This window comes from Virgibacillus sp. AGTR (assembly GCF_016919725.2).
Classification (GTDB): Bacteria; Bacillota; Bacilli; order Bacillales; family Amphibacillaceae; genus Virgibacillus; species Virgibacillus salarius.
Map to the genome: position 1 here is coordinate 1 of NZ_JAJERH010000008.1, position 26,189 is coordinate 26,189.

Annotated in this window: 23 protein-coding genes, 1 pseudogene, 2 riboswitches and 1 other annotated feature; of the genes and pseudogenes, 9 read left to right on the forward strand and 15 right to left on the reverse strand. The window is 37.2% G+C overall.

The genetic code is table 11. The features are described from left to right. Positions 1-319: 319 nt before the first annotated feature. On the reverse strand, positions 320-628 hold the full coding sequence (locus JUJ52_RS05540) for a rhodanese-like domain-containing protein (RefSeq protein WP_026681494.1): 309 nt from the start codon (positions 626-628) through the stop codon (positions 320-322). Between the two features lie 107 nt (positions 629-735). On the opposite strand from JUJ52_RS05540, the gene JUJ52_RS05545 reads away from it, so the two are divergent. Beyond that, entirely contained in the window at positions 736-1,482 is a 747-nt protein-coding gene (locus JUJ52_RS05545) for a hypothetical protein (RefSeq protein ID WP_205388747.1), read from the forward strand. A 243-nt stretch (positions 1,483-1,725) separates the two neighbouring features. On the opposite strand, the gene leuS is transcribed toward JUJ52_RS05545, so the two are convergent. Further along, complete coding sequence (leuS, locus tag JUJ52_RS05550; RefSeq protein WP_166530995.1) at positions 1,726-4,137, reverse strand: leucine--tRNA ligase; 2,412 nt, start codon at positions 4,135-4,137, stop codon at positions 1,726-1,728. Positions 4,138-4,197: 60 nt separating this feature from the next. Further along, positions 4,198-4,410, reverse strand: a binding site (T-box leader). A gap of 106 nt (positions 4,411-4,516) precedes the next feature. Here leuS and mnmM point away from each other — a divergent pair. Continuing rightward, positions 4,517-5,080: a tRNA 5-(aminomethyl)-2-thiouridylate-methyltransferase MnmM gene (gene mnmM, locus JUJ52_RS05555; protein ID WP_121605561.1), complete on the forward strand. Its 564-nt coding sequence runs from the start codon at positions 4,517-4,519 to the stop codon at positions 5,078-5,080. A gap of 202 nt (positions 5,081-5,282) precedes the next feature. Here mnmM and JUJ52_RS05560 read toward each other — a convergent pair whose 3' ends face one another. Then, positions 5,283-6,356 carry a tetraprenyl-beta-curcumene synthase family protein gene (locus JUJ52_RS05560; protein ID WP_226983533.1) on the reverse strand — a complete coding sequence of 358 codons (1,074 nt, stop codon included), beginning with the start codon at positions 6,354-6,356 and terminating at the stop codon, positions 5,283-5,285. 80 nt (positions 6,357-6,436) lie between these two features. Between JUJ52_RS05560 and JUJ52_RS05565 the strand changes: the two genes are divergently transcribed. Continuing rightward, positions 6,437-6,958 carry a gamma carbonic anhydrase gene (locus JUJ52_RS05565; protein WP_026681499.1) on the forward strand — a complete coding sequence of 174 codons (522 nt, stop codon included), beginning with the start codon at positions 6,437-6,439 and terminating at the stop codon, positions 6,956-6,958. Positions 6,959-7,228: 270 nt separating this feature from the next. Here JUJ52_RS05565 and metK read toward each other — a convergent pair whose 3' ends face one another. Continuing rightward, positions 7,229-8,425 (reverse strand): methionine adenosyltransferase, encoded by a 1,197-nt coding sequence (metK, locus tag JUJ52_RS05570; protein WP_026681500.1) that lies wholly within the window; start codon positions 8,423-8,425, stop codon positions 7,229-7,231. A gap of 297 nt (positions 8,426-8,722) precedes the next feature. After that, positions 8,723-8,833, reverse strand: a riboswitch (SAM riboswitch). 268 nt (positions 8,834-9,101) lie between these two features. On the opposite strand from metK, the gene pckA reads away from it, so the two are divergent. The 4 genes from pckA (at position 9,102) to JUJ52_RS05590 (ending at position 13,719) form a co-directional block, all read left to right on the forward strand. Further along, positions 9,102-10,688 carry a phosphoenolpyruvate carboxykinase (ATP) gene (gene pckA / locus JUJ52_RS05575; RefSeq protein ID WP_026681501.1) on the forward strand — a complete coding sequence of 529 codons (1,587 nt, stop codon included), beginning with the start codon at positions 9,102-9,104 and terminating at the stop codon, positions 10,686-10,688. Between the two features lie 419 nt (positions 10,689-11,107). Then, positions 11,108-12,097 carry an ABC transporter substrate-binding protein gene (locus tag JUJ52_RS05580; RefSeq protein WP_026681502.1) on the forward strand — a complete coding sequence of 330 codons (990 nt, stop codon included), beginning with the start codon at positions 11,108-11,110 and terminating at the stop codon, positions 12,095-12,097. A gap of 13 nt (positions 12,098-12,110) precedes the next feature. Next, positions 12,111-12,920 carry an ABC transporter ATP-binding protein gene (locus JUJ52_RS05585; protein WP_026681503.1) on the forward strand — a complete coding sequence of 270 codons (810 nt, stop codon included), beginning with the start codon at positions 12,111-12,113 and terminating at the stop codon, positions 12,918-12,920. Then, positions 12,907-13,719, forward strand: a complete 813-nt coding sequence (locus JUJ52_RS05590) for an ABC transporter permease (RefSeq protein WP_026681504.1) — start codon at positions 12,907-12,909, stop codon at positions 13,717-13,719. Before JUJ52_RS05585 ends, JUJ52_RS05590 begins: the two co-directional genes overlap by 14 nt. Positions 13,720-13,754: 35 nt before the next feature. On the opposite strand, the gene ytkD is transcribed toward JUJ52_RS05590, so the two are convergent. The 9 genes from ytkD to JUJ52_RS05635 form a co-directional block, all read right to left on the reverse strand. After that, complete coding sequence (ytkD, locus tag JUJ52_RS05595) at positions 13,755-14,222, reverse strand: RNA deprotection pyrophosphohydrolase (protein WP_026681505.1); 468 nt, start codon at positions 14,220-14,222, stop codon at positions 13,755-13,757. Positions 14,223-14,254: 32 nt separating this feature from the next. Continuing rightward, positions 14,255-14,794 (reverse strand): hypothetical protein, encoded by a 540-nt coding sequence (locus JUJ52_RS05600; RefSeq protein WP_152525427.1) that lies wholly within the window; start codon positions 14,792-14,794, stop codon positions 14,255-14,257. 161 nt (positions 14,795-14,955) lie between these two features. Beyond that, positions 14,956-15,276, reverse strand: a complete 321-nt coding sequence (locus JUJ52_RS05605) for a hypothetical protein (protein ID WP_026681507.1) — start codon at positions 15,274-15,276, stop codon at positions 14,956-14,958. A 104-nt stretch (positions 15,277-15,380) separates the two neighbouring features. Beyond that, positions 15,381-16,199, reverse strand: coding sequence for an ABC transporter ATP-binding protein (locus JUJ52_RS05610; protein ID WP_026681508.1), 819 nt, complete (start codon positions 16,197-16,199; stop codon positions 15,381-15,383). A 270-nt stretch (positions 16,200-16,469) separates the two neighbouring features. After that, on the reverse strand, positions 16,470-17,945 hold the full coding sequence (locus JUJ52_RS05615; RefSeq protein WP_121605563.1) for an o-succinylbenzoate--CoA ligase: 1,476 nt from the start codon (positions 17,943-17,945) through the stop codon (positions 16,470-16,472). Between the two features lie 119 nt (positions 17,946-18,064). Continuing rightward, on the reverse strand, positions 18,065-18,883 hold the full coding sequence (gene menB / locus JUJ52_RS05620; protein WP_026681510.1) for a 1,4-dihydroxy-2-naphthoyl-CoA synthase: 819 nt from the start codon (positions 18,881-18,883) through the stop codon (positions 18,065-18,067). Between the two features lie 40 nt (positions 18,884-18,923). Continuing rightward, positions 18,924-19,742: a 2-succinyl-6-hydroxy-2,4-cyclohexadiene-1-carboxylate synthase gene (menH, locus tag JUJ52_RS05625; protein WP_026681511.1), complete on the reverse strand. Its 819-nt coding sequence runs from the start codon at positions 19,740-19,742 to the stop codon at positions 18,924-18,926. A 3-nt stretch (positions 19,743-19,745) separates the two neighbouring features. Beyond that, on the reverse strand, positions 19,746-21,482 hold the full coding sequence (gene menD / locus JUJ52_RS05630) for a 2-succinyl-5-enolpyruvyl-6-hydroxy-3-cyclohexene-1-carboxylic-acid synthase (protein ID WP_026681512.1): 1,737 nt from the start codon (positions 21,480-21,482) through the stop codon (positions 19,746-19,748). Beyond that, positions 21,479-22,867 carry an isochorismate synthase gene (locus JUJ52_RS05635; protein ID WP_205388748.1) on the reverse strand — a complete coding sequence of 463 codons (1,389 nt, stop codon included), beginning with the start codon at positions 22,865-22,867 and terminating at the stop codon, positions 21,479-21,481. The genes menD and JUJ52_RS05635 overlap by 4 nt, the downstream gene beginning before the upstream one ends. 159 nt (positions 22,868-23,026) lie before the next feature. Here JUJ52_RS05635 and JUJ52_RS05640 point away from each other — a divergent pair, with 159 nt between their 5' ends. Beyond that, on the forward strand, positions 23,027-23,962 hold the full coding sequence (locus JUJ52_RS05640; RefSeq protein WP_026681514.1) for a 1,4-dihydroxy-2-naphthoate polyprenyltransferase: 936 nt from the start codon (positions 23,027-23,029) through the stop codon (positions 23,960-23,962). A 17-nt stretch (positions 23,963-23,979) separates the two neighbouring features. Next, entirely contained in the window at positions 23,980-24,369 is a 390-nt protein-coding gene (locus tag JUJ52_RS05645; protein ID WP_205388749.1) for a hotdog fold thioesterase, read from the forward strand. A 381-nt stretch (positions 24,370-24,750) separates the two neighbouring features. Here the strand turns inward: JUJ52_RS05645 and JUJ52_RS05650 are convergent, their stop codons facing one another. Further along, complete coding sequence (locus JUJ52_RS05650) at positions 24,751-25,341, reverse strand: ECF transporter S component (RefSeq protein ID WP_374488101.1); 591 nt, start codon at positions 25,339-25,341, stop codon at positions 24,751-24,753. A gap of 159 nt (positions 25,342-25,500) precedes the next feature. Then, positions 25,501-25,649, reverse strand: a riboswitch (FMN riboswitch). Between the two features lie 131 nt (positions 25,650-25,780). Then, positions 25,781-26,026: pseudogene (locus JUJ52_RS05655) on the reverse strand (transposase); the annotation flags it as partial. Positions 26,027-26,189 lie beyond the last annotated feature (163 nt).

A 26,189-nucleotide genomic window follows, 5' to 3' on the forward strand; every position in this document is an offset into this window, starting at 1 on the left:
TGGTTGTTTTGTTCAGTTTTCAAAGAGCAAATATTGGTTTGCTGCTGTCAAAAACACAGCGTTTAATATAATACCAAATCAAAGAGATTATGTCAACTAAAAGACGACTTTGATTTCACAACAATAAAAAACAATCGAATGAACAAATTCGACATTTTCTATATCGCGGATTGTTATTATAGCATCAATCCCATTTAACTGTCAATAAAAAATTACATGTTTTTTAAATGTATTACTTTTTTTGCGACAGCAATAACTATAATACAGTTCGAACAGAAAAAAGTCAACCCTTTTTTCTGTTCTCATCAAAATTCCCCTTCTACTTCGTAACAGCACCTTTCCATTCAAGCATGCCACCAGTCATATTAGACACATTATAACCATTTTCACTTAAAAACTCTGCTGCTCTCATACTTCTTCGACCTGAGCGACAGACCAATACATGGTGTTTTGATTTGTCCAATGAATTTATCGCATCTGGAATTTCTTGTAACGGTATATGTTTAGCATTTTTAATCATACCTTGAGCTACTTCTTCATCTTCTCTTACATCAACAACCTCAATGTCTATTCCTTCTTTTAATTGACTTTCTAATTCTTCTGGAGAGATTTCATTTATTTTTTCCATCTTATCACCCTTTATCGTTCATTCATGTTTATGATACGTTTTCTGAGGATAACTTGCAACTTCCTTACACACACTAGCATTAATAAAAAATATTGGAGAGATGGTATATGAAGTATTTGATTACTATTATATTTATTTTTCTTGTATCAATAGGATTATCTGTTGATAACTTGAAAGCAACAGAAACAAAGGCAACATTAATTCATACGTACGAAGCTGATGTAACTGGTGATGGTCAACATGAAAAAATTGAGCTAAAAGGTATTTTGTTTTCACCAGATACGACATTTTATCGAAAGGTTTGGGCTTCTATTACTAGCAATAATCAAAAGTGGAAAATAAATTACAATGGAGGTTATGATCCTTCACTACAGTTAATTGACTTAAACCATGACACTATTAAAGATATTTTTTATCAGAGCGCAACGGGCGGAAGTGGTGGTTTATATAATTATCAATTAGATACCATCACAAATGATGAAATAAGTAATATACCATTGCCTGAGCAAACATACCTTAGTGGTGAATTTGAAGATAATTTCAACGTTACCATTCAATTAACTCCAAGTGAAAAACCGATTCAAATAGATGTCAAAAATCGTGCTGATGATTATATAAGACTTGGGATATACAATAAAGAAGGAAAATTACTTGAAACAAATAAATCTGTAATGATTGATCCCATTGCCTTCTTCGAACCATTATTAATTAGTGAAAGTAAAGGATATGGTTTAAAAAGTTATCAACAAATAAGCGGGGCTTATCATGCGGACAGGCTAGGAACAGTTGAAACAATTTGGTATTTTGAAAATGGCAAATGGATTATCTTACAAACTAAATGGATCCCCTCTTAAAATAAAGAACCTATTATAGCATAAAGCAAAGCCGAACGAATTGGTACCTACCTCAGAAGTTAGATTTTTCACTCTAACTTCTGGGGTAATCACCTTCAAACCCGTTCAGCTTTTGTTAATTCTACTATACGTAAAATCCAAGGAGAGAAATGACCACAGTAAATCTCGCCTGTATAAAGCTTTTATCACTTCATTATAATTTTGCTCGTCTTTAATGATACGTATGTGCGAGTCTTCTTTCAATTAATTTGCTACGATATTGACTAGCTTACCGGGTACTACGATGACTTTACGAATTGTTTTCCCTTCAATTAGTGCTTGAATCTTTTCGTTTTCTAAAGCTGTTTTTTCCAGCTCTTCTTTAGATATGTCTTTAGAAACACTAATTTTCGCTCGTACCTTACCCATTATCTGTACAACGATTTCAACTTCAGCTTCAACCAATTTACGCTCATCGTATGTTGGCCATGGTTCGTAGCTGATCGTTTCTGTATGGCCCAAAACACTCCATAGTTCTTCTGACACATGTGGTGCAACTGGAGATAACATCTTTACGAACCCTTCCATATAAGCTTTAGGAAGTTTATCCGCTTTATAACCTTCATTGATGAACACCATCATTTGTGAAATACCCGTATTAAAATGGAGATGATTAAAATCATCTGTTACTTTTTTCACTGTTTCATGGTACACCTTATCTAAGGCTGTATTCCCTTCATCTACTACTTTCTCTGATAATTCTCCATTTTCACCTACAATTAACCGCCATACTCGATCAAGGAAACGTCTAGCGCCATCTAAGCCATTTTCTGACCAAGCAACGGATGCATCAAGCGGTCCCATGAACATTTCATACAGTCGAAGTGTGTCCGCACCATGCGATTCGATAATATCATCAGGATTAACCACGTTTCCTTTCGACTTACTCATCTTTTCATTTCCTTCGCCAAGTATCATCCCTTGATTAAATAATTTCATAAACGGTTCTTTTGTAGGAACCACGCCGATATCATAAAGGAATTTATGCCAAAATCGTGCATATAACAAATGAAGGACAGCATGTTCTGCTCCACCAATATAAATATCAATCGGTAACCATTCTTCAAGAGCTTTTGGATCCGCAATTTCATTAGGGTTATTCGGATCAATATACCGTAAGAAATACCAGCAGCTTCCTGCCCACTGAGGCATTGTGTTTGTTTCTCTTCTACCTTTCATACCCGTTTCTGGATCGATAACATTTACCCAATCGCTATTTGCTAATGGTGATTCACCATTTCCAGAAGGCTTAATATTATCCATTGCAGGGAGCTCAAGCGGTAATTCCTCTTCTGGTACAGTGGTCATTGATCCATCTTCCCAATGGATAATAGGAATAGGTTCACCCCAATAGCGTTGTCGTGCAAACAGCCAATCTCGTAAACGATACGTAACTTTCTTCGTACCTTTACCAGTTTCCTCTAACCAGTCAATCATTTTTGCTATGGCTTTCTCTTTATCCAATCCATTTAAGAAATCAGAATTTACGTGTTCACCGTCACCCATATAGGCTTCTTTCGTAATCTCTCCCCCGGCTACCACTTCTACAATTGGCAATTCGAATTTAACTGCAAATTCATAGTCTCGGTCATCATGTGCGGGGACTGCCATAATAGCTCCTGAACCGTAGCTCATTAATACATAATCAGCGATCCATATTGGCATTTTTTCTTGATTAACTGGATTAATGGCATAGGCCCCAGTAAATACACCTGTTTTATCCTTAGCTAAATCCGTTCTCTCCAAATCGGATTTCGTTTGGATATCTTTAATATAAGTATCAACAGCAGCTTTCTGTTCATCTGTCACGATCTTTTCAACCATTGGATGTTCAGGAGCTAATACAGCATAAGTTGCACCGAAAAGTGTATCGGGTCTAGTCGTAAATACCGTAAACGTTTCATTTGAATGATCAACTGAAAACTGTACTTCAGCACCTTCTGATCGCCCAATCCAGTTACGCTGCATATCCTTCAAGCTTTCTGGCCAATCCAATTCATCTAAATCTTCGAGTAAGCGATCAGCATAAGCAGTTATTTTCAACATCCATTGCTTCATAGGTTTCCGAACAACAGGATGACCGCCTCGCTCACTTTTCCCATCTATTACTTCTTCATTCGCTAGAACCGTTCCTAAAGCAGGACACCAGTTCACAGCAACCTCATCCATATAAGCTAGACCTTTTTCATAAAGCTTCGTAAAAATCCATTGTGTCCATTTATAGTAATTCGGATCCATTGTACTAATTTCACGATCCCAATCATAGGAAAATCCAAGTGCTTGAATTTGTCTCTTAAAAACAGCAATATTTTGTTCTGTAAAATCCGCTGGACTATTTCCAGTATCAATCGCATATTGCTCAGCCGGTAAACCGAAAGCATCCCATCCCATTGGATGAAGTACTTCGTAACCCTGCATCCGTTTCATTCTTGAAATAATATCTGTTGCTGTATAGCCCTCTGGATGCCCTACATGTAATCCAGCACCAGATGGGTATGGAAACATGTCTAACGCATAAACTTTTTCTTTTTCAGAAAATGTATCCGTTTTGAATGTTTTGTTTTTCAACCAATACGTTTGCCACTTTTTTTCAATTTGTTGATGATGAAAACTCATTACATTTCCTCCTTTACTTCTACATATGTTTTTGTAAACGAAAAAAAGCCACTCATCCCTATAAGGGACGAGAAGCTTTTCCCGCGGTACCACCCAGATTAATGCAAATTCCTGCATTCACTTGAGATCCGTAACGTGGATCCACGGCAGAAACTACTTTATCACTTCTGCAACATTAAAGGTGAGTTCATAAATTTCCAGGGACAGTTTACACCAACCACTGCCTCTCTTTTCCTGTAGGGATTTATTACTAATCCTTTGCATAGTCATTATCGTATATGATGTATAAGAATTGTAATGAATTGCATACACTTTGTCAAGACAATACTACGTATAATCTGGTAAAATAAGTCTAACCATCATATTAAAGGAGTATACCATGTTACACGGAATATTACATTATGCCCATTATTTATTGGAAAATTCTATAGAAAAAAATGAGACGGTAATTGACGCGACTTGTGGTAATGGTAATGACACTTTATTTTTAAGTAAAGTTGTCGGTGAAAATGGACGAGTCATTGCTTTTGACATTCAACAGGAGGCGATTCGTTCTACGAAGCAAAAACTAGTAGAAAATAACCGTGAGAATGTCGACCTGATCCTTGACAGTCACGCAAATCTAAAAAAACACTTACCCTCCGAAGAAATTCTATTAGGTGGGGCTGTGTTTAATTTAGGTTATTTACCAAAAGGTAATAAATCAGTTATAACCAAAGGAACTTCAACAATTACTGCAATCGATACGATATTAAAGTATTTAAAGCGTGGTGGATTGATCGTAATTGTGATCTATCATGGACATGAAGGAGGAAAAGAAGAAAAGGAAGCTGTAATAAAACATGTCATGAGGTTAAATCAACGATGGTATCATGTTTTACAATATGGCTTTATTAACCAAAAAAATAATCCGCCTTTTATAATCGCTATTCAAAAAAGATAATAATGGTCTATCTCCATGCAAGGTACGCCTAGTTTCTGAGCGTGGCCCAACACGCGCCTATTTATCCACATGGGCAAATTTTGTAATTTCCTAGACTACCAGTAAAGTGGAGGACCTCCTCCACTTTTATGCTACTATACGTATTTTCATTTTCCCTTTTTATGAATATCATCCTTAAAATATCTCCCGCTACTCAATCCTGTCAACTACTAGTAACTAATCTTTTTAAGTAATAATAACTTCTCGTGTTCCAGTGAAAAAATTTCGAAGCTACTCCACTCGCTTTTAATAATTGTCGCTTCATTTGACGAGAGCCGTCAATTAACTTGAGCTTTTCATCTCCTAAATACAACCCAACTAGACCCTGCAGTACCATTTGATGAAATGGAGCATCTGGTAGCATCGTTGAATTAACGTGAGCTTCTAATAAAAAGTGCCGAAATCGTTCCTGCATCGTGATTTGATCTGGGTAATAATTACAGAAGTTCAAATCTTCCTCTTCTTTATCCTCCACTTGGTCGATATAATAATCAAGTAAAATATGCAAGCACTGAATATATGGAAAATATCCAGATACTAATCGGCTTGCTCTGTCTGAACTAAGTCTCCCAGCAAACCCATAGCAGGCCAAACAATATATTCCAAGCGTAGATCCTGCTGCTGCTGAAAATTCATACCAGCTTAACGGATATGCATTCATATTCTCTGACCACTTTGTTAATCGTGGTATACGTTCTTCCATGATCACATGCTTGTGTACCTGTAAATCCATATACAATTTTGCCAATTTAAGCGCATGCTCTTGGAAAAGATCAATGTGATTTAGTGATGCTAGTGCTTCATTACAAGTTCTAACTAACTCTTTCAAATACCCTTTGTCATCTTTACTTTCAAAATACTTATAATAATCCGTTTTACTATCATTACAAGATAGTGCATCTATCATAGCATGATGTAACAATCGGAAATTTTCTGGATCCATAGAATTACTACGATCACAAAGATTATCTAAATAGTCACTTATCGTTTGATATGCAACAATAAATCGTACAGCTTTCTGCCAGTTTTGATGTGCTAATATGCTATAAACTGCTCCTCCTTGACAATGAAAACGTTTGGAAGAAATACTTGATAAAGCCTGAGTTCTCAATTCTTGATCGGGAATTTCCGCAGCACGTTTTTGCCAATAAACTAACTCTTTCCTTACAGCTGGAAAAATTTTCAGATAAACGGTTGCCATTAAAATTATTGGGTTATTTGGTACATGATTGCTCAATTTGCTGCCTCCAATCTACATTGTCCCCGCTATAATTTTGTTATACTGTTTATATCACCATATTATCCAGGAGGATTCAAATGATACATTCATATAAAGAAAAACAACCACAAATTCATGAAACTGCATTTATTGCAGAGGATGCAACCATCATCGGTGACGTTACAATTGATGAATATTCTAGTATATGGTTTAAAACTGTAGTTCGTGGAGATGTTGCACCTGTGAAAATTGGTAAAAGAATTAGTATTCAAGATCTGTCCATGCTTCATCAAAGCCCTAATCTTCCCTTAATTATCGAGGATGATGTGACAGTCGGACATCAAGTGACCCTGCACTCCGCCATGATTAGAAACAAAGCTTTAATTGGTATGGGTTCCATTATTCTTGATGGTGCGGAAATAGGTGAAAATGCATTTATCGGAGCCGGAAGCCTTGTGCCACCTAGAAAAACGATTCCGCCACATACGTTAGCTCTTGGTAGACCAGCAAAAGTAATCCGAGACTTAACTCTAGAAGATTACGCGGAGATGGAACGTGTACGAAAATCATATGTAGATAAAGCAATCTACTACAAAAAATATACAAATTCCGGTAAGTAACTTCAAGAACAAAAGCGATTGGAGCTAGTCAACGGAGATAAAGGAATCACGGTGTGCTTGCAAGCCAATGATGACTTAGATTAGGGCGATTCGTGAAGTCACCTAGATTCTGTGCGCTGGAGCTGGACGCAGCTCAACACGCCTTCTTTATCCTTATGGAAAATATTGTAATTTAGACTATGAAAAAAGGCAGCCTAGAAGATTAAATCAGCTAGGTTACCTTTTTTCGTATCATAACCATTGTGAAGCTAAAGGATGATCAAGACTTTACTACTTAATAAGTGCTTTCAATTGCTCAACTTTGTCTGTCTTCTCCCATGGAAATAAAATGTCTGTTCTTCCAAAATGCCCGTAAGCAGCAGTATTTTTATAAATAGGTTTTTGCAAGTCTAACATACGAATAATACCTGCTGGTCGTAAATCAAATAATTCTCGAACAGCTTTTACTAGTTGCTCTTCATTTACAACACCTGTTCCAAAAGTGTTTATCGAAATAGAAACAGGTTCTGCTACACCAATGGCATAGGCTAGCTGTACTTCACAGCTTTTGGCAAGCCTGGCAGCCACTATGTTCTTTGCGACATAACGGGCAGCGTATGCAGCTGACCGATCAACTTTAGTAGAGTCTTTTCCACTAAACGCTCCGCCACCGTGTCTAGCATAGCCTCCATACGTATCAACAATAATCTTTCGACCTGTTAAACCTGCATCCCCCTGAGGTCCACCAATAACGAAACGGCCAGTTGGATTAATAAAATATTTAGTCGTCTCATCTAATAACTCATTTGGTACTATAGGGCGTATAACATGCTCTATCAAATCTTTTTCTATTTGCTCTGTAGCTATATCCTGATGATGCTGTGTAGAAATTACGATGGTATCAATTTTAACAGGTTGATCATTTTCATCATACTCAACGGTTACCTGTGTTTTACCGTCCGGTCGTAAGTATTCTAATGTCTTATCCTTCCGAACGTCAGCGAGACGCTTTGCCAACTTATGTGCCAATGAGATTGGAAGTGGCATCAATTCGTCTGTTTCATCACAAGCAAAACCAAACATTAAACCCTGATCACCAGCACCTATTGCAGCAATCTCTTGATCGCTCATTTTTCCTTGTCTTGCTTCCAATGCTGTGTCAACTCCACCAGCAATATCAGGTGATTGTTCATCAATGGCAGTTAATACTGCGCATGTCTCCGCGTCGAACCCAAATTTTGCGCGAGTATATCCGATTTCTTTTATAGTTTTACGAACAATAGCAGGTATATCTACATAAGTAGTAGTGGATATTTCACCCGCTACAAGAACAAGTCCAGTTGTAACAGTTGTTTCACATGCCACTCGGGCATTTGGATCTGTTTTTAATATCTCATCCAAAATAGCATCTGAAATTTGATCAGATATCTTATCTGGATGTCCTTCTGTTACTGATTCAGAAGTAAACAAACGACGATTAGCAGCCATGTTGCTAAATCCTCCTTCAAATATCGATTACGGAACTCTATTTATCAAATATGCTCATTCAGTAATAAGTACTAAGGTTAAACTGAAATAAGAAAGGCACCAGAAAGATTACCTACTACCGTATATTCTATTGTCACTCCTGGTTCACACGTACACGCAGGCGAATGACAATTTAGCTTAGAAATTGACTAATATGTTTATAATCGGGTTAAAGTTAGTCATCTACGTGTAGAATTTTTATAACTAATAAAAAAAGCCTTTCCCGCTTGTCATGAGGAAAGGATTGCTGGCCTTTCGCTCTTATTGTTCAAGGAAAAAAATCTCCTTGCATCAGGTTAGCACCTTTTCACTAAAGTGATGGTTGCTGGGCTTCATTGGGTCTGTCCCTCCACCAACTCTGAATAAGAGAGTATCCGTTCGAAACTTAGCTTATCGGAAGAAGCTTAATGTGTCAACTAGTTTAACTGTATTCTCAGAAGTTTTTTACTCATACTAAAGGAAAGAAAGATTCTGAACGACATTTTTTGCTGTAAACATTCAACATCTTATAAAAATTATTTTATATTTAGTATGGACTATTAACTTAAATGTGTTATACTAATAAACATATTCAGGATTATTTGGTCGTTCAACAAAAGAACGTGAATACAATTTCACATAAAGGCAGGTATTTAACATGAAAACGGTAGAAAAGTCTTTCGTAAAAGAATTATACACGCATAAACAGCTACAAACAAATTTATCCGTACCTCAGCTTGTTGAAAGAATTTTAGCAAGAGAAGAAGGCATGTTAACCGCAACAGGTGCAGTTCAAGCAACAACAGGATCTTATACCGGTCGCTCCCCAAAAGATAAATTTATTGTTACAGATGAAGTAAGTGAACAGCAGGTGGATTGGGGAACAGTAAATCAATCCATTGATGAATCTGTATTTGATCGATTGTATGAAAAGGTTATTTCCTATTTAAAAAATAAAGAAGAGCTATTCCAATTTAACGGATTTGCTGGTGCAGACCACGCGTATCGCTTACCAATACAAGTTATTAACGAATATGCCTGGCACAATCTATTTGCACGGCAGTTATTTATAACTCCAACTGCTGATGAGTTACTATCACATCAAGCTGAATTCACAGTAATATCAGCCCCTACTTTTAAAGCAGATCCTGAAGTAGATGGTACGAACTCAGAAGCGTTTATTCTTGTTTCTTTTAAAAAACGAATCATTCTAATAGGTGGTACCGAATATGCAGGTGAAATTAAAAAGTCTATCTTTTCAGTGATGAATTTCTTACTACCTCAACAAGATGTATTATCTATGCACTGTTCTGCTAATGTTGGCAAAGAGGGAGACGTGGCTTTATTCTTTGGTTTATCCGGCACGGGGAAAACCACCTTATCTGCTGATCCTTACAGAAGATTAATTGGTGATGATGAGCATGGTTGGGGTCCAAATGGAGTATTTAATATTGAAGGCGGATGTTACGCAAAGTGTATTCATTTATCTCAAGAAAAAGAGCCGCAAATTTATAATGCAATACGATTTGGTTCTGTCCTTGAAAACGTTATTCTTAATAAACAAACAAGGCTACCTGATTATGATGACACAACTTTAACAGAAAACACAAGAGCAGCCTATCCAATTGAAAACATTGATAATATCGCAGTGCCAAGTATTGCTGGGCATCCAAATACAATTATCTTCCTTACAGCAGATGCTTCGGGAACATTGCCGCCAATAAGTAAATTATCAAAAGAGCAAGCAATGTATCATTTCTTAAGTGGCTACACAAGCAAGCTTGCAGGTACGGAGCGAGGAGTGACAGAACCACAGGCTACGTTCTCTGCATGTTTTGGATCACCATTTTTACCTTTAGCTCCGGCAAAGTATGCGAAAATGCTTGGTGAAAAAATTGATTTTTATCAATCAAACGTGTTTCTTGTAAACACAGGATGGACTGGGGGATCTTACGGCATTGGTAAACGCATGAAGCTGTCTTATACACGTGCAATGATTCATGCTGCATTAGAAGGTGAACTCAATAGTGTAGAGACAATAAGAGATAATATTTTTGGATTGGAAATCCCTATCCAAGTTCCAGGTGTTCCCGATGACGTCTTAGTTCCCGAAAACACATGGGAAGACAAAAACGCTTATCAAACGGAAGCAAAATCACTTGCCATGAAGTTTCATCAGAATTTCCAAAAATTCACGGAAGCAAGCGCTGATATTATGCAGGCTGGGCCAATTTATAAAGGATAATTTATCGTTTCCTCATCCCAAAAGGATTTATTATAAATGAGTGAAAAAAGTTGTATAATTTACTGTTCAGCTATAACAGCTGGTTGCCGATCTCTTATAAAGAGATCGGCTTTTTTTAGTCTAGTAAATTATAAAGCGTATTGAGCTGCGTCCAGCTCTAGTGCCCAGAAACGAGGCGACTTCACGAATCGTCCTAATCTAAGTCATCATTGGCTTGCAAGCTACCGTGCTTCCTTTATCTCCATTGACTTGCTCCAAGTGCTACGTTTCTATTCGGGAGCTTGCGTTTCTGTTCCATAAATATTTTCGTACTATTCGATCATCTATTCATTTGACTTATTTTTTTCTAGGCATTCACACATTTTCTAAGCTGTTCATAAACTGTGTTGACATATAAATATTTGAAGGGGTCGAATAGAATGAAAAAAATAATGGTTTTTATCCTGATCTCTTGCGGGTTAATTATAACTCTTACTGCTTGTAATTCGAAGGAAAACACGTCGATCAAAATAGCAGAAGTAACTCGTTCTTTATTTTACGCCCCACAATACGTAGCTCTAGAGGAAGGTTTTTTTGAAGAAGTAGGCCTAGATGTAGAGCTGCAAACAACTTGGGGTGGGGATAAAACAATGACTGCCCTGTTATCTGAAGGAGCTGATATGGCTTTAGTAGGTGCAGAGACTTCCATCTACGTTTATGCTCAGAACTCCAAAGATTATGCGATTAATTTTGCCCAATTAACCCAAACAGATGGCACCTTTTTAGTAGCAAAAGAACCTAAACCAAATTTCACATGGGAAGACCTAAAGGATACAACATTCCTTGGACAGCGGAAAGGAGGAATGCCGCAAATGGTTGGAGAATTTGTGCTAAAGCAGCATGGTATTAATCCACAGACAGATCTCGATTTACAGCAAAATATAGAATTCGCTAACATTCCGGGGGCATTTGTATCTGGTGAAGCGGAATACGTTCAATTATTTGAACCAACTGCCAGTACGTTTGAAAAGGAAGGAAAAGGACATATAGTCGCTTCATTTGGTGAAGAGTCCGGTCACGTACCTTATACAGTATATATGACTAAACAAAGCTTTATTGACAAAAACAAAGCTGACGTAGAAAAATTCACTAGAGCTATTTATAAAGCACAGCAATGGGTTGAAACACATACCCCCGAAGAAATTGCTCAAGTAATCCAACCATACTTTGAAGATACAGAACTAGAAATGCTTACCGCATCCATTGAGCGCTACAAAAGCCAAGCATCCTTTGCAACCGATCCTGTCCTAGATAAGAAAGAATGGAATAATTTGAAGAAAATAATGAATGAAGCTGGTGAATTACCTGAGGATGTACCATACGAAGAGCTCGTGAATACAGAGATCGCAGAGGATGTAATACGTAACTAAGGAGTGAGTAAAGGTGTCATTTCTAACCTTAGATCATGTCTCACATTATTATTTCTCGAAAAATAATTATACAAAGGCATTAGATGATATTTCTTTTTCTATCCAGAAAGGAGAATTTATTGCCTTATTAGGTCCTAGTGGATGTGGAAAATCAACAATACTTTCAATCATTGCAGGTATTATTAAACAAACCGAAGGAAAGGTTAGCTTACAAAAAAAGGAAGTTGAAACGACAGCATCTGAAATCGGCTACATGCTTCAGCAAGATTATTTATTTCCTTGGAAAACCATTGTGGATAACGTTTTACTAGGACCAAAAATCACTCATACACATTCAAAAAACACAGAACAAAAAGCCCTCAAACTATTGAAGGAAGTAGGATTGGCAGAGGTCGCGAATGCATATCCTAGTTCTTTATCTGGGGGGATGCGGCAACGTGCTGCCCTTGTACGCACTCTAATTAATGATCCAAAAATTCTACTTCTTGATGAACCGTTCTCTGCTTTAGATTATCAAACAAAGCTTAAATTAGAAGAGCTAGTATCAAAATTATTAAAAGCTTACCATAAAACAACTATTCTCGTAACACATGATATTGGCGAAGCAATTGCTATGAGTGATCGCATATTCGTAATGGATGCGAATCCTGGAACCATTTCAAAGGTTTTTGAAGTGCCAATTGAATTAAGAAATGAACCACCTTTACTTGTGAGGCGACACCCTAAATATCAAATCCTCTTTGATAAGGTTTGGGAGGAGCTTGATCAAAGAGAAAATGTACAAACAAAAAAGGTGGTGAGTATAAATAATGAAGGCGACTAATACGGATGAACAACTGTTTAAGGCCTATTTAAGTAAAGTTAAAAAAGAAACTAAAATCGTATATACTTGGCAAGTAAGTATACTTATAACGTTTGTGCTACTGTGGGAAATAGCTAGCAGGCTTTATTGGATCGACCCATTATTATTTAGCTCGCCTACTACAATTTGTCAAGTAATCATTGAAAAATTTAGTAACGGCTCGTTATTTACCCACCTTGAAGTCACACTACTGGAGACCATTGCTGGATTTCTAATTGGTACACTATTCGGCATACTACTAGCTATATCTTTATGGACATCGAAGCGTTTCTCTAGAATAATGGATCCTTACCTGGTAATTTTGAATGCTATGCCAAAGGTAGCGTTAGGGCCTATCATTATTGTGGCACTAGGACCTGGGTATGTTTCAATTATAGCAATGGGAGCAATTATATCCGTTATCATCACTACACTTGTTGTTTATTCAGCTTTTAATGAAGTGGATCCCAATTTTGAGAAAGTATTAATTAGTTTCGGTGCTAGTAAATGGCAAATATTTAAACATGCCATTTTTCCAGCCACTTTACCTGCTATGATTTCCACCCTCAAAGTAAATGTAGGATTATCCTGGGTTGGGGTTATAGTCGGTGAATTTCTCGTATCTAAACAGGGCCTTGGATATCTAATTATTTATGGTTTCCAAGTGTTTGATTTTTCATTAGTCATGGCAAGCTTAGTATTAATTGCTATCTTCGCTGCCATCATGTACAAATTTGTAGAACGAATGGAAGCGTGGCTGATCAAGCATTCATCTTCCTAATAAATATATAAAATCGCCCAAATAAAGGGCGATTTTTAATAATGCTGGTGTATATATTGAATACAATGCTCAAGAACGTCATCTTTCATAATAAAGCTATAGCAATTTTGATATTTCACATTTAATGGAATAGTTTCTAAGAGTATCGGCCCATCTGTTTCATAGTATGTGTCCTGTTTTTCTAGTGCTTGGATCGAAGCATAATACACATTCTTTACTACATCTTCCTTTTTACCAGATACAAAATACTGTCCCATGTAGTTCATATTTTTCACTAACCCACCAGTCTCTTCTTTTACTTCTCTTATTGCGGCTTCCTCCGGTGTTTCCCCTTCTTCCACCTTACCTCCTGGAAATTCTAACCCTCTATCTTTGTGTTTGGTTAATAACCATTGACCCCGATATTTACAGACAATCCATACATGTTTAGGGTTTTTGGAAAAAGGAAGATAATCGAATGATAACTTAATTTCATTATTGTAATAGTCTCTGAATGTATACATTATTTCAACGCCTTTACCAATACCGTATTTATTTAGCTATGTTTGATATTAGATATTCTCCAAATATCTTCATAAGTGAACTCTATTTCGATCGTATACTTACCATGTAATGCACTTTTATTATGCTGGATAAGCTTAACCTTGTCATCATGTACTGGGATGGTACGATATGAATTGTTCTCATCTATCCATGGTGGGATTTCTGTTGGAATAATATACAACCCATTTGACCGTTCTTGATAATAATAATCAATATAAGGTTCTACAACGTTTTTTGTGGCAATTTTAGAGAATTCTTCTAAAAGCTCTTGTTTGGTATTAAATGTTATTACTTGATAATTTTCATCCGTATCCTGTTGCAGGAAATCCAAAAGTTGATTGGTTCGCTTTATAATTGTATCATGACTTAAATTATTCGTAACTTGTTCATTAGAAGTGTTATTAGCTATACCTTTATCTACTCCTGTGACCGATTGCTTCTCTACTTTTGCAGCAGCAAGAATTGGCTCTTTTTCCGTACTAATTAGAAAAACGGCTAAGAAAGTAACTCCCAAAAGAGAGACTATATTCATGAAAAGCTTCCTTTTCAATGTTAATTGCCTCCTTTACGAATATAAAAGCTCACAGATACAATACTATTCCTTGTAATTGGTAATAATAAACATTTTCATGAAATAAATCAACTAAGAGATAAAAAGGGATAACATGCACGTAATGCATTTATCCCTTACTTTTAAAGAGGTCTATCTCCTAATATTCCCATGTGCTTTATATGTTCTTTCGCACTTTCATCTCCTAATTCGTATATCATACGATACGCTTCGGTCATTTCATCGTCATAATCATCATTAGACTGATCATTATGATAGGGTGTAACTGGTACGTGAGCGCGAAAAAAAGTAGTTACTCCTGCAGCATTCATCTCATTAAATTTTTCTCTCAATAATACAATTTCATCATCAGTAGCATGTATAACAAAATTATCATTATTATCATATTTTATCTTGGAAATCTCGCCTGATCCCATATTAATATAATATTTCTTTTTTCCCATTCAACTACACCTCCTTTTAGTTAATGTTCCTAAAAGCAGGTAGAAGCATGTATGAAAAATAAAAAAGCCCGCTCTGATAAGCGGGTAATGAAAAATTATGTGCATTAATTAATCGCATTTGTAGCATTAGCAAATATACAACGTCCTTTTCCATGAGGGATGCACATTGGTGTCCCAAATCGTGGATCGAACGTAACATCACACATCATTTCAAAAACTTGATGAACCAGATTACATGTAATAATCTCCTCAGGTTTCCCTTGCGCAAATATCTGTTTATCTTTAATAGCAACAATATGATGTGCATATCTACATGCTAAATTCAAATCATGAAGGACCATAACAACTGTACGTCCTTCCTTCTCATTTAATTCAAATAACAGATCAAGTACTTCTATCTGATGAGTCATGTCTAAGTAAGTTGTTGGCTCATCTAATAAAATTATATCTGTATCCTGCGCTAAAGTCATGGCAATCCATGCACGCTGACGCTGTCCACCAGACAATGAATCAACGGGGCGATCTTTTAAATCAAACATGTTAGTAGAATCTAAAGCGTGATTAACCGCTTTTTCATCTTCGTCAGACCATTGCTTTAATAAGCCACGATACGGATGTCTACCTTGTTTCACTAATTCATGTACGGTTAACCCTTCTGGACTAATGGGACTTTGTGGAAGTATCGCTAATTTCTTGGCAACGTCCTTTGTCCCCATTTTTGCAATAGCTGCACCATCTAATACTACATTCCCTTGTTTAGGCTTCAATAATCGTGCCAACGAACGAAGTAAAGTTGACTTTCCACAGCCATTTCCGCCAATGAATACAGTAATTTCACCTTTAGGTATCTCTAGACTTAAATCGTCAATAATTATATTATCCCCGTAACCTAGCGTTAAATCATTTGCTGTTAAGGTTTGCATTGGAATCTCTCCCTTTTCCCTCCAAAAATATCGTGCGTGTTATATGTATTTTTAGAGGATCAATACAAAGCGCTATCCTTAGTGTATTTGCTTTTTCGTGATTCGTCAATGACTTTGATAATCATTTTCAATTAATTTTAAAATTTTGTTCTTTACAATATTGCTTTCATCAATCAATCTCACTAGCATATTCCTAATTAGCAAGCTATCCATGGAATAAATCCAAAATCACCTACTGCAAAATACACACTCGTATCAATGAGAGGACAATTACCTAAGCTGCTTACACCCTTCTTTACCTCTAATCTGTTTCAAATGACTTCTTACAAGTTTATTGGATGCATTACGTGGTAAAGCATCTACTTCATAAACTTCTTTTGGCTGTTTATAACTTGCTACATGCTCATCTAAATAGCTCATAATTTCTTGTAGAGTAAGTCGATATTTCGTTACAATAAATGCGATAGGTACTTCACCCCATTTGGTATCAGAGATCCCCGTAACGCCTACTTCCTTAATTGCTGGATGACCGGCAAGAGCACTTTCAATTTCCGATGGATATATGTTTTCTCCTCCAGAAATAATTAAATCATGCCTGCGTTCCACAACATATAGAAAACCTTCGTCATCTAAATAGCCTAAATCACCTGTTGCCAGCCACCCACCTTGAATTGCCTTATTAGTTGCTTCGCGCTTTTTATAATACCCCGATGTCACCATTGGTCCTTTTACACATATTTCTCCAACACCAGAATGATCTGGATCTTTTATCATTAATTGCGCTGGAAATAGAGGCTTACCAGCTGAACCTACTTTTTGCAGCGCATCTCCTGCACTAAGTGTCACAATTTGTGATGCTGTCTCCGTCATGCCAAATGATTGGAAAACTGGCACATTCATTTCCTTCGCTTGCTCTAATAATGGACGAGGAGCAGGTCCACCTCCTAATAATACACAACGAAGGGAAGTTGGATAACGATCGGTTCCAAGCTCTTCCAATAATTGTTGAAGCATTACAGTAACTACAGATACGATGGTAACGCCTTCGTGCATAATTGCTTTCTGGACACTAGTTTTATCAAACTTCTCTAATAAATAGACAGACATACCATAAACTACACTGCGAATAAGGATGGATAAGCCACTAACATGAAATATTGGTAAAGCAGCTAACCATTTATCGTCAGAATGAATCCCTAAATTAAGTGCACTCCCTATTGCACTCCACCAATGGTTTCCGTACGTATGAATGACGCCCTTAGGAGAGCCAGTTGTGCCAGATGTATACATAATGGAAAACGGAGTATTTAATTGTATTTCCGTGGTAAGGACAATATCTGCATGCTCGTGATAATTATCTATTTCCTCAAACACAGCCTTATTTAAACAGGGTATTTGCACAGCTTTCACTTTTAATTCATCTGCATAGATTAAAAATGAAGCATCTGCATCTTTAATTTGATATGTTAATTCCTCATTCGTTAATCGAGTATTTAGTAAAACGACTACTGCCTTTAAGTAGCTAATTGCATGAATTGCAGTAATCATCGCTTGTTTATTCGTCGATAAAACAGCCACATGTGAGCCTTCCTTCACTCCCCATGTAGCTAATTTCTTCGCGTACATTTGGCTTTGTTCCTTCAATTCTTGAAATGTTATTTGATATCCATTTGCGTATTGGATAGCTGCACAATTGGGCGATATATCGGCCTGTTTAGATAACCAATGTGGTATCGTATCTTGCATGTTCCTACCTCCTTCGTTCTACAATCGTTTGCCGTCTAATCTATAATAGAGAGCTATGTAAGAAAAAAACCTTTGCTAAAAAAGCAAAGGTAAGAGATCACTATTTTTGACTGCATTGCTTAAGGGAACCGTGGGAATTTTTTAAAGTCTGGCTTTCTTTTTTCTTTAAATGCATCTCTTCCCTCTTTCGCTTCATCTGTTGTGTAGTAAAGCAAAGTAGCATCGCCGCCCATTTGCTGCAATCCTGCCAGTCCATCAGTATCTGCATTAAATGATGCTTTTAAGAAGCGTAAAGCTGTTGGAGATTTTTCTAAAATTTCCTCACACCATTGGATCGTTTCCTCTTCTAATTTATCAAGTGGTACAACTGTATTAACCATACCCATTTCATATGCTTCTTCTGCATTATATTGACGACATAAATACCAAATTTCACGAGCACGTTTATGTCCTACCATCCTTGCTAGGTAACCTGCTCCATAACCAGCATCAAAGCTACCAACCTTCGGTCCAGTTTGTCCGAAGATTGCATTATCTGCTGCGATTGTTAAATCACAAACAACGTGAAGAACATGTCCTCCACCAATAGCGTAACCAGACACCATTGCAATTACTGGCTTAGGAATCGTACGAATAAGACGTTGCAGGTCTAATACATTGAGTCTAGGTACTTGATCGTCGCCTACGTATCCTCCATGCCCGCGTACAGATTGGTCTCCCCCTGAACAGAAGGCTTTTTCTCCTTCACCTGCTAAAACAATGACCCCAATATCTGAATCATCACGTGCATCAGCAAACGCATCAATCATTTCATTAACAGTTAATGGTGTAAATGCATTACGCTTTTCAGGACGGTTGATTGTTACTTTGGCGATGCCATTATATTTTTCATAGATTATTTCTTCATATTCTCTTACTTTTTCCCATTGAATAGGCATGATAATTCCTCCTTAAAGTAGTATGTAATCAATTAGTAAATTAATTGCATATATCAGCCAGATAAATATCCGTGATATACTCAGATACTATTTTACCAAAAATCTCTGGTTTCTCCACATGAATTGCATGTCCAGCTTCAGATACAATGGTTAGCAACGATTGCGGAAAGCGATTGTCCATTTCCTTCATCAGTTCACAATATTTTTTATCTAACTCACCCGCAAGTAACAATACAGGTTTAGTAAGTCGCGCTAGAGCATCCCACCAAGATGGTTGAAAACCTGTTCCCATATGTAAAAGCGAGTCAGCTAACCCCGTTTTTGACTGCATGTGACGTTCATAACGAACAGATTGCTTTATTTCTAAGGGTAACGACGTTTGACTTTGAAATAACGGTATATTTTCCCAATATGACACAAACCAATCAAGCCCTTGTTCAAGGATCCTATTGGCTAATATTCTATCGTTTTCTTGTCGTTGAACTCTCTCTTCAAGCGTATCAATGCCTGGAGATGTACTTTCAAGAAGCAAGGCTTTTATCTTTTCAGGATAATGTATGGCATAAGATATAGCTGTTCTTCCCCCCATTGAATATCCAAGCAAACAAAAAGATGAAAGCTTTAATGCATTAAATAAAGCATCTAAATCCTTACAACAAGCCTCCATCGACTTCTCCTTCGCCTTTGTCTTTCCGTGTCCTGGTAGATCAATGGTAATTAATGTCCACTTGTTTTTCCATTTATTAACGAAATAATTCCAAGTCCTACTACTCCCCGTAAAACCATGTAGCATAACAATTGGCTCACCATTACCATGAATTTCATACCAATAGTTAGATTGATTAATGGAGAAATACAATATTTATGCCCCACCCTTCAATAGTTCAGCTTCAATTGCCTGCCATTTCTCTCGGTGCCATGCTGCATTTTCTTCTCTATCTGTCTTTACTTCGATAATGGATAAACCCATATTTGCATAGCTCTGAAGCAGCGCCTCTTTGACCTCTTTTTCAGTCTGAGGGTTAAAGTAGCGCCCCCCATACATCGTAACTACATGTTCAAAATTAATATTTAATGGTGTACCAAACAAAGCCTCAAAGTGTTTTCTATCATTTGCTTGAGGCAAAAACGAAAATATACCTCCACCATTATTATTCATAAGTAAAATGGTAACATCCAATTTATAATGCATCGCTGCATGCAATCCATTCATATCATGAAAAAATGAAAGATCTCCTAAGACAAGTGTTAATCTACTCCCATTCGAGGCAGCGCCTAAACCACTAGATACTACGCCATCAATGCCGTTAGCACCGCGATTAGCAAGAACCTGAATTCGCTTTTCTGTTGTTAAAAAGAAGGTGTCTAAATCCCGTACTGCCATACTATTCCCAACAAATATACTACTGTTATCTGGAATAACATCCAGTAAACCACGCATTGCTTCACCTTCTGTAACCTGATTATTTGTTTTACGTAGTAGATGTTTTTTTGTTATCTGATTGGTTTGTTGCCATTCATACAGCCAATCTTTGTCCAACTTTAATTCTGTATTTGCGGTAAGGTGCTCACAAAATAATACAGAATCTGCAAAGACAAACTCAGTTCTATTACCAGCTGGCTCCCGAAACCCACGGTCATTCTCTACGACAAATTGTAAAATGTCTTTATGCTGTTTCACATAGAATAAGTATGCCTTTGAAACTGGCATCGCACCGATACGAATAATAAATTCAGGCTTGAGCAGTTCACGAATTGTTTCATTCCGTAAGAAGGCATCGTAACCATCAATGACGACATCCTTAGCATGTTCTCCTGACCGAACTTGTGATAATGGGTCAGCTAGAACCGGCACTTGCCATTTAGCAGCTAGCTTTGTAACGACTTCACCTAACTTAGGATCAGTCTGTGGTCCACATACAATAATACCTTTTTTCTTTTGCTTTAACTTTTCATGCATCTGATCTATTTGTGTAGGTGATAGCTGTTTTTTTCCGTCATAGGTTGGCAGGTATGGCGTATTACAAGTATCTCCCCACAAATTATCTAGTTGAAAATCTACGACCAATGGCTCACGAAAAGGGAAATTCAAGTGAACCGGTCCACAATTTCCTTCCTTTGCCATAAAAAAAGCCCTTGCAGCCTTATTCCTGGCATACAGCAGCATTTCTGGAGTTGATTCAGGAAGCGCCATTTCCTGAAACCACTTCACATATTCTCCATATAAATTCAACTGTGCTATAGCCTGAGGAGCGCCTACATCACGTAATTCATGAGGTCTGTCAGCAGTAAGAATAATTAATGGAACTCTGCTGTAAAAAGCTTCGACAATAGCTGGATAGTAATTTGCAGCAGCAGTACCGGATGTACACACTAATGCAACTGGACGCATGGTTTTCTTAGCAATACCCAGTGCATAAAAAGCAGCAGAACGTTCATCAATGATGATCCATTCTTTAATTTGTTTATGTTCGGCTAAAGTCAAAGCTAATGGTGTAGATCTTGAACCAGGTGAAATTACAGCATCCGTTAATCCATTATTTGCTAATTCATCAATGAAATTTGCTGTATAGCGTGTTAACGTCTCGGTGTGGTTCATGATTCTCCTCCTAAAACAGAAAGCATAGGTGTGAATTTAATCCGTGTCTCCTCAAATTCCGCTTCAGGAATAGAGTCCTTTACAACTCCACATCCAGCAAATAAAGACGCTTCATCATTTTGAATAAGAGCAGAACGTATAGCTACTGCGAACTCTCCATTATCATTACTATCTAGCCACCCTACAGGAGCGCCATACCAACCCCTATCTAATAATTCATAGTCTCTAATAAATGTTATCGCATCATTTCGAGGAACACCACCAAGAGCAGGTGTTGGATGTAATTGTTCAACAATGTCAAAAATACTGTATCCTGCTTTTAACTTTCCCGTTACAGGTGTATATAAGTGCTGTAGATTTTTCAATGGGTAAACAGTCGGCTCCTCTGGCACATGAACATTGACACAATATTTATTTAAGCCTTTTTTGATCATTTGCACGACAAAATCATGCTCTTCTCTATTTTTTTCATCGTGGAACAGTTGATTGCTAATTTGTCGATCCTCTGTTTCTGATTTCCCTCTAGGAGCAGTGCCTGCCAAACAGGTTGATAGCAATTGTTTATTTTCAATCTTTACTAATCGCTCCGGAGTAGCGCCGATAAAGCAATTGTTGTTACGTTCAAAAGCAAAAACAAAGCTGTTTGATTGGGTTGCTAACAACTGATCCAGTATCGTGGCAATATTAGCATTTTTATTTAATTTCACACGCATTTCTCTAGCCAATACGATTTTATCTATTGATGTATGGCGGATTTCTTCCGTTGCTTTCTTTACCGTTTTTTTCCATTCTTCAGGTGCAATGACTTTTGTAGTTAACATACGTAGTTTTTCCTTCTCTGCCTTTATTGGCGTGAGAAGGAAACGTTCAGTATCACGTAGTTGATTTGCCAATTGAATAGGATGATCCGTTTTTTTAGCCAAAACATTTATTGTAAAATAATAGTTTTCCTTATATTTCGTTAACATATATTCTGGAACAGTAAATTGAATAGCTGGAAAATCGCCCCAAAGCTCGGTTCGGTCCTTTTTAGGATCAAAATCCATTCCCCCCAATGAGACTAATCCAGTACCAGGAACATCAAACGAATTATGAATAATGGCTTGATCTATTACTTGTTTCCATTTTAATTCCATATGTTGAAAACGATTTTCATTAGCACTGATATCATACGCATTTCCAACGCCAGCTATAGAAAATGCATCATTTGTGCTCGTCCAAAAGACGCGATCCTTCTCTATCTGTCGTGCTGCTTCAAAAAAACAAACCGGATTTTTAGGTTGAATCTTTTTCGTTATGCTAACAAGCTGGACCTTATTAATAGAAAGGCTACTAATTGCGTCTTCCAGGATCTCTTCCAGTTGTTTATCTTGTACTTCAATCATCTGAATAAACCTCCGTTAAACTAACAATGACAAAACTTCCATCTTTATTCTATTCTCTTTTCAACTGTTTCTCAAGAAAATCAAACCCAAACGTTGACACTATATAGCAATTTCCATATCATTAATATGATATTGGTACAAAAACAGGAGGAGCATACCATGCAATCATTAAATAAAGTTAATATAAAGGATGCAATGAATGAAAAGGATGGTTTTCAAGTATGGTGGCGTTTATTACGTCCTCATACACTGACAGCATCTTTCGTTCCAGTATTTGTTGGGTCTATGCTTGCTTTTCGAGAAGGCCATGTTCACATATTATTATTTATCGCAATGTTAATTGCCTCCATGCTAATTCAGGCGGCAACGAATATGTTCAACGAATATTATGATTATGCAAAAGGACTAGATACCGAGGATTCTGTTGGTATCGGGGGCACTATTGTTCGTGATGGAATAAATCCAAAAACTGTCCTCCGCTTAGCACTTGCTTTTTTTGGAATTGCCATCTTAATTGGTATCTATATAAGTATTCAATCTAGTTGGTGGATAGCTGCTATCGGTTTAATATGTATGGTATTTGGTTATTTATATACAGGTGGTCCTCTACCCATAGCTTATACACCACTTGGTGAGTTATTCTCCGGTTTCCTAATGGGTACGGTCATTATTGGAATTAGTTACTTTATCCAAACAAACACGATCACTGGTGAGGTACTAATTGCTTCCATTCCAATAGCATTGTTTATTGGCGCAATCATGCTATCTAATAATATTCGTGATCTAGATAATGATAAAGAAAATGGTCGGAAAACACTAGCTATACTTTTGGGAAGAAAAAATGCAGTCCGCTTTCTAGCATTGATGTTCATTGTAGCCTTCATAACGACTGCGACGCTTATTATAGCAGACATTTTCCCACTATGGTCTTTCATTACATTTATTGGAATTATTAAAGCAGTTGATGTCATTAACAAATTTAAAGGCAAGACAGAGCCAATTGAAATGATGCCAGCAATGGCAGCAACTGGTAAAACAAACTCCATTTACGGAATTTTACTTGGGATATCTTTAGTTATTAGTATGTACATTTAATAAGGGGATATTATACTATGGACCATACGTTACTGAAAACATTAGGAATGGAAATTGAGACATTGACGAAGAATAAAGTAGTAGTCACGATGCCGGTTGATGAACGTACACATCAGCCAGCTGGATACTTACATGGTGGTGCTAGTGCTGCACTTGCTGAGACCGCTGCTAGCATTGGGGCTACATTACACGCAGATATGGAGCAAGAATCTATTTTCGGCATTGAAATTAATGCGAATCATATCAAAAGTAAGCGAACCGGTATAGTAACAGCTACTGCCATCCCTCTTCATGCAGGAAAATCAACAATGGTTTGGGATATTAAGATTACTGATGAGCAAGGCTCACTCATATGCATTTCTAGATGCACAATCGGTATTGTTCCAAAAAGACAAAAAAAGCAATAAAGAAAATTTTCCTTTGCGCAAGTATCGATAAGCAACTTTAAGCTATTGCTATTTCGCCTAGAATCGATGGTGTATTCTCCCTTTTGAAGTTGGTGTACGAAGCTAAAATTGTTAATCCAAAGCCCGAACGATAAAAATAAATGTGCATACGAGCACAGCCAAATTACGTAGACTCCTTGAAAAAGAATGTTTCTACTAGTACGATGGAACGCTTCCGAAGCCTTCCTTTGAATACCCTTGCTTTCAGCTAACGCCTACGACGACCTTCACCGTTCGGGACTTTAACCCTAGAGCGTGCGCACATGCCTGGCACACCAAAAGGAGTATAGAAAAACGAGCGTTTTTCTATACTCCTACGGCGTTACATAATCGCCCTTTTTTCTATGAAGCAATATGGACTTGTTTTTGTTCAATCCAGCTTTTTAATTTAATAAATAACGGGATAAATAACGCTCCAACGATGATACCCTTTATTACATTAAATGGAAGAACATATGCGTAAACGGAGAACCATTTAACGGAATTTGACATATCCTCCCAGCCCATAAACCAGCTGTAAGCAGGTAGAATGATGAAATAATTTAACAAACTCATTCCCAGAGCCATTATGATCGTTCCCGTTACTAGTCCAGAAACAACACTTTTGACTCCTTTATATTTATGATATAAGAGGGATACTGGAATGACGAACATAATCCCGGCCATAAAATTTGCAATAACTCCTACCGGATCTGTACCACCACTTATAGCTAAATAAAGAATATTCTTTATCGCTACAACAATAACCCCAGCTAATGGTGAAAAAATAAGGGAAGCCATTAATGCCGGGACATCACTGAAATCTACTTTTAAATAGCCTGGCAACAAAGGCAATGGGAAATTCAGGAAAAATAAGAGCAAAGATATGGTACCTAAAAGTGATAAAATAATAAGTTTTAATAGCTTTGATGATTGCATGTTACGTTTCATCATTTTCCTCCTTCATCAATTATCGATTCCTATCTCGTGATGAAGGATATGAGCCTAACAGTTAGCAAATGAAAAACCCTAAAGCGCGGCCTAACCGGGGCTTTAGGGTACCATAAATTCATTAGGAAAAAGCAGTGCGAACTAACGCACCTTTTCTTGGCTCGACATCTTCTCCCATCCAGACTGTAACTGTCGGTTCTGGACTTGCACCAGATCAGCCACAGCAAAATGCCTGCTGTGGGTCACGGACTTAAAGCAATTAACTGCTTCTTACCGTCGGTCGGGAATTTCACCCTGCCCCGAAGATGGAATCGATATTATGTTGTACCGTTATTTTAACCTATCTTTATTCGTATTGCAATATCTATGTTTACCTACTCAATCGATAAGTTTTCAATCAAATTAAGTATAGACTTTAGCGGAAAAGCAATAATCAGCTAAACTATAGAATGAACAAAAGCGCAAGCATCCGATTAGAAACGTAGCGACTGGAGCGAATCAACGGTGATAATACTATTTCAATAGGCGAACCACCAGTCGTCAACAAACAAAAACTTCTTGACCAAAACATTTCTTTCCATAACTTTTTACGGACATGAAGAAAATCCATCTTGCTAAGTCTTGAACTGGCACTTTTATAGGCATTGATGAATTTCGATCATTCACTGTTGGGTTGTGCTTTAAACAAAAAAGGAAAAAAAGCCTTTGGGCTGTCACCCAACCGAAATTCATCTCCCCCTTACCGTTGGGCTACGCCCTTCACACGCTTGAAGTTGGAGACTTCTTTCGGAAGTACGTTAAAATTTCCTAGACTACAAAAAAATCACTCCGCCCCAGTAATAATGGAGCGA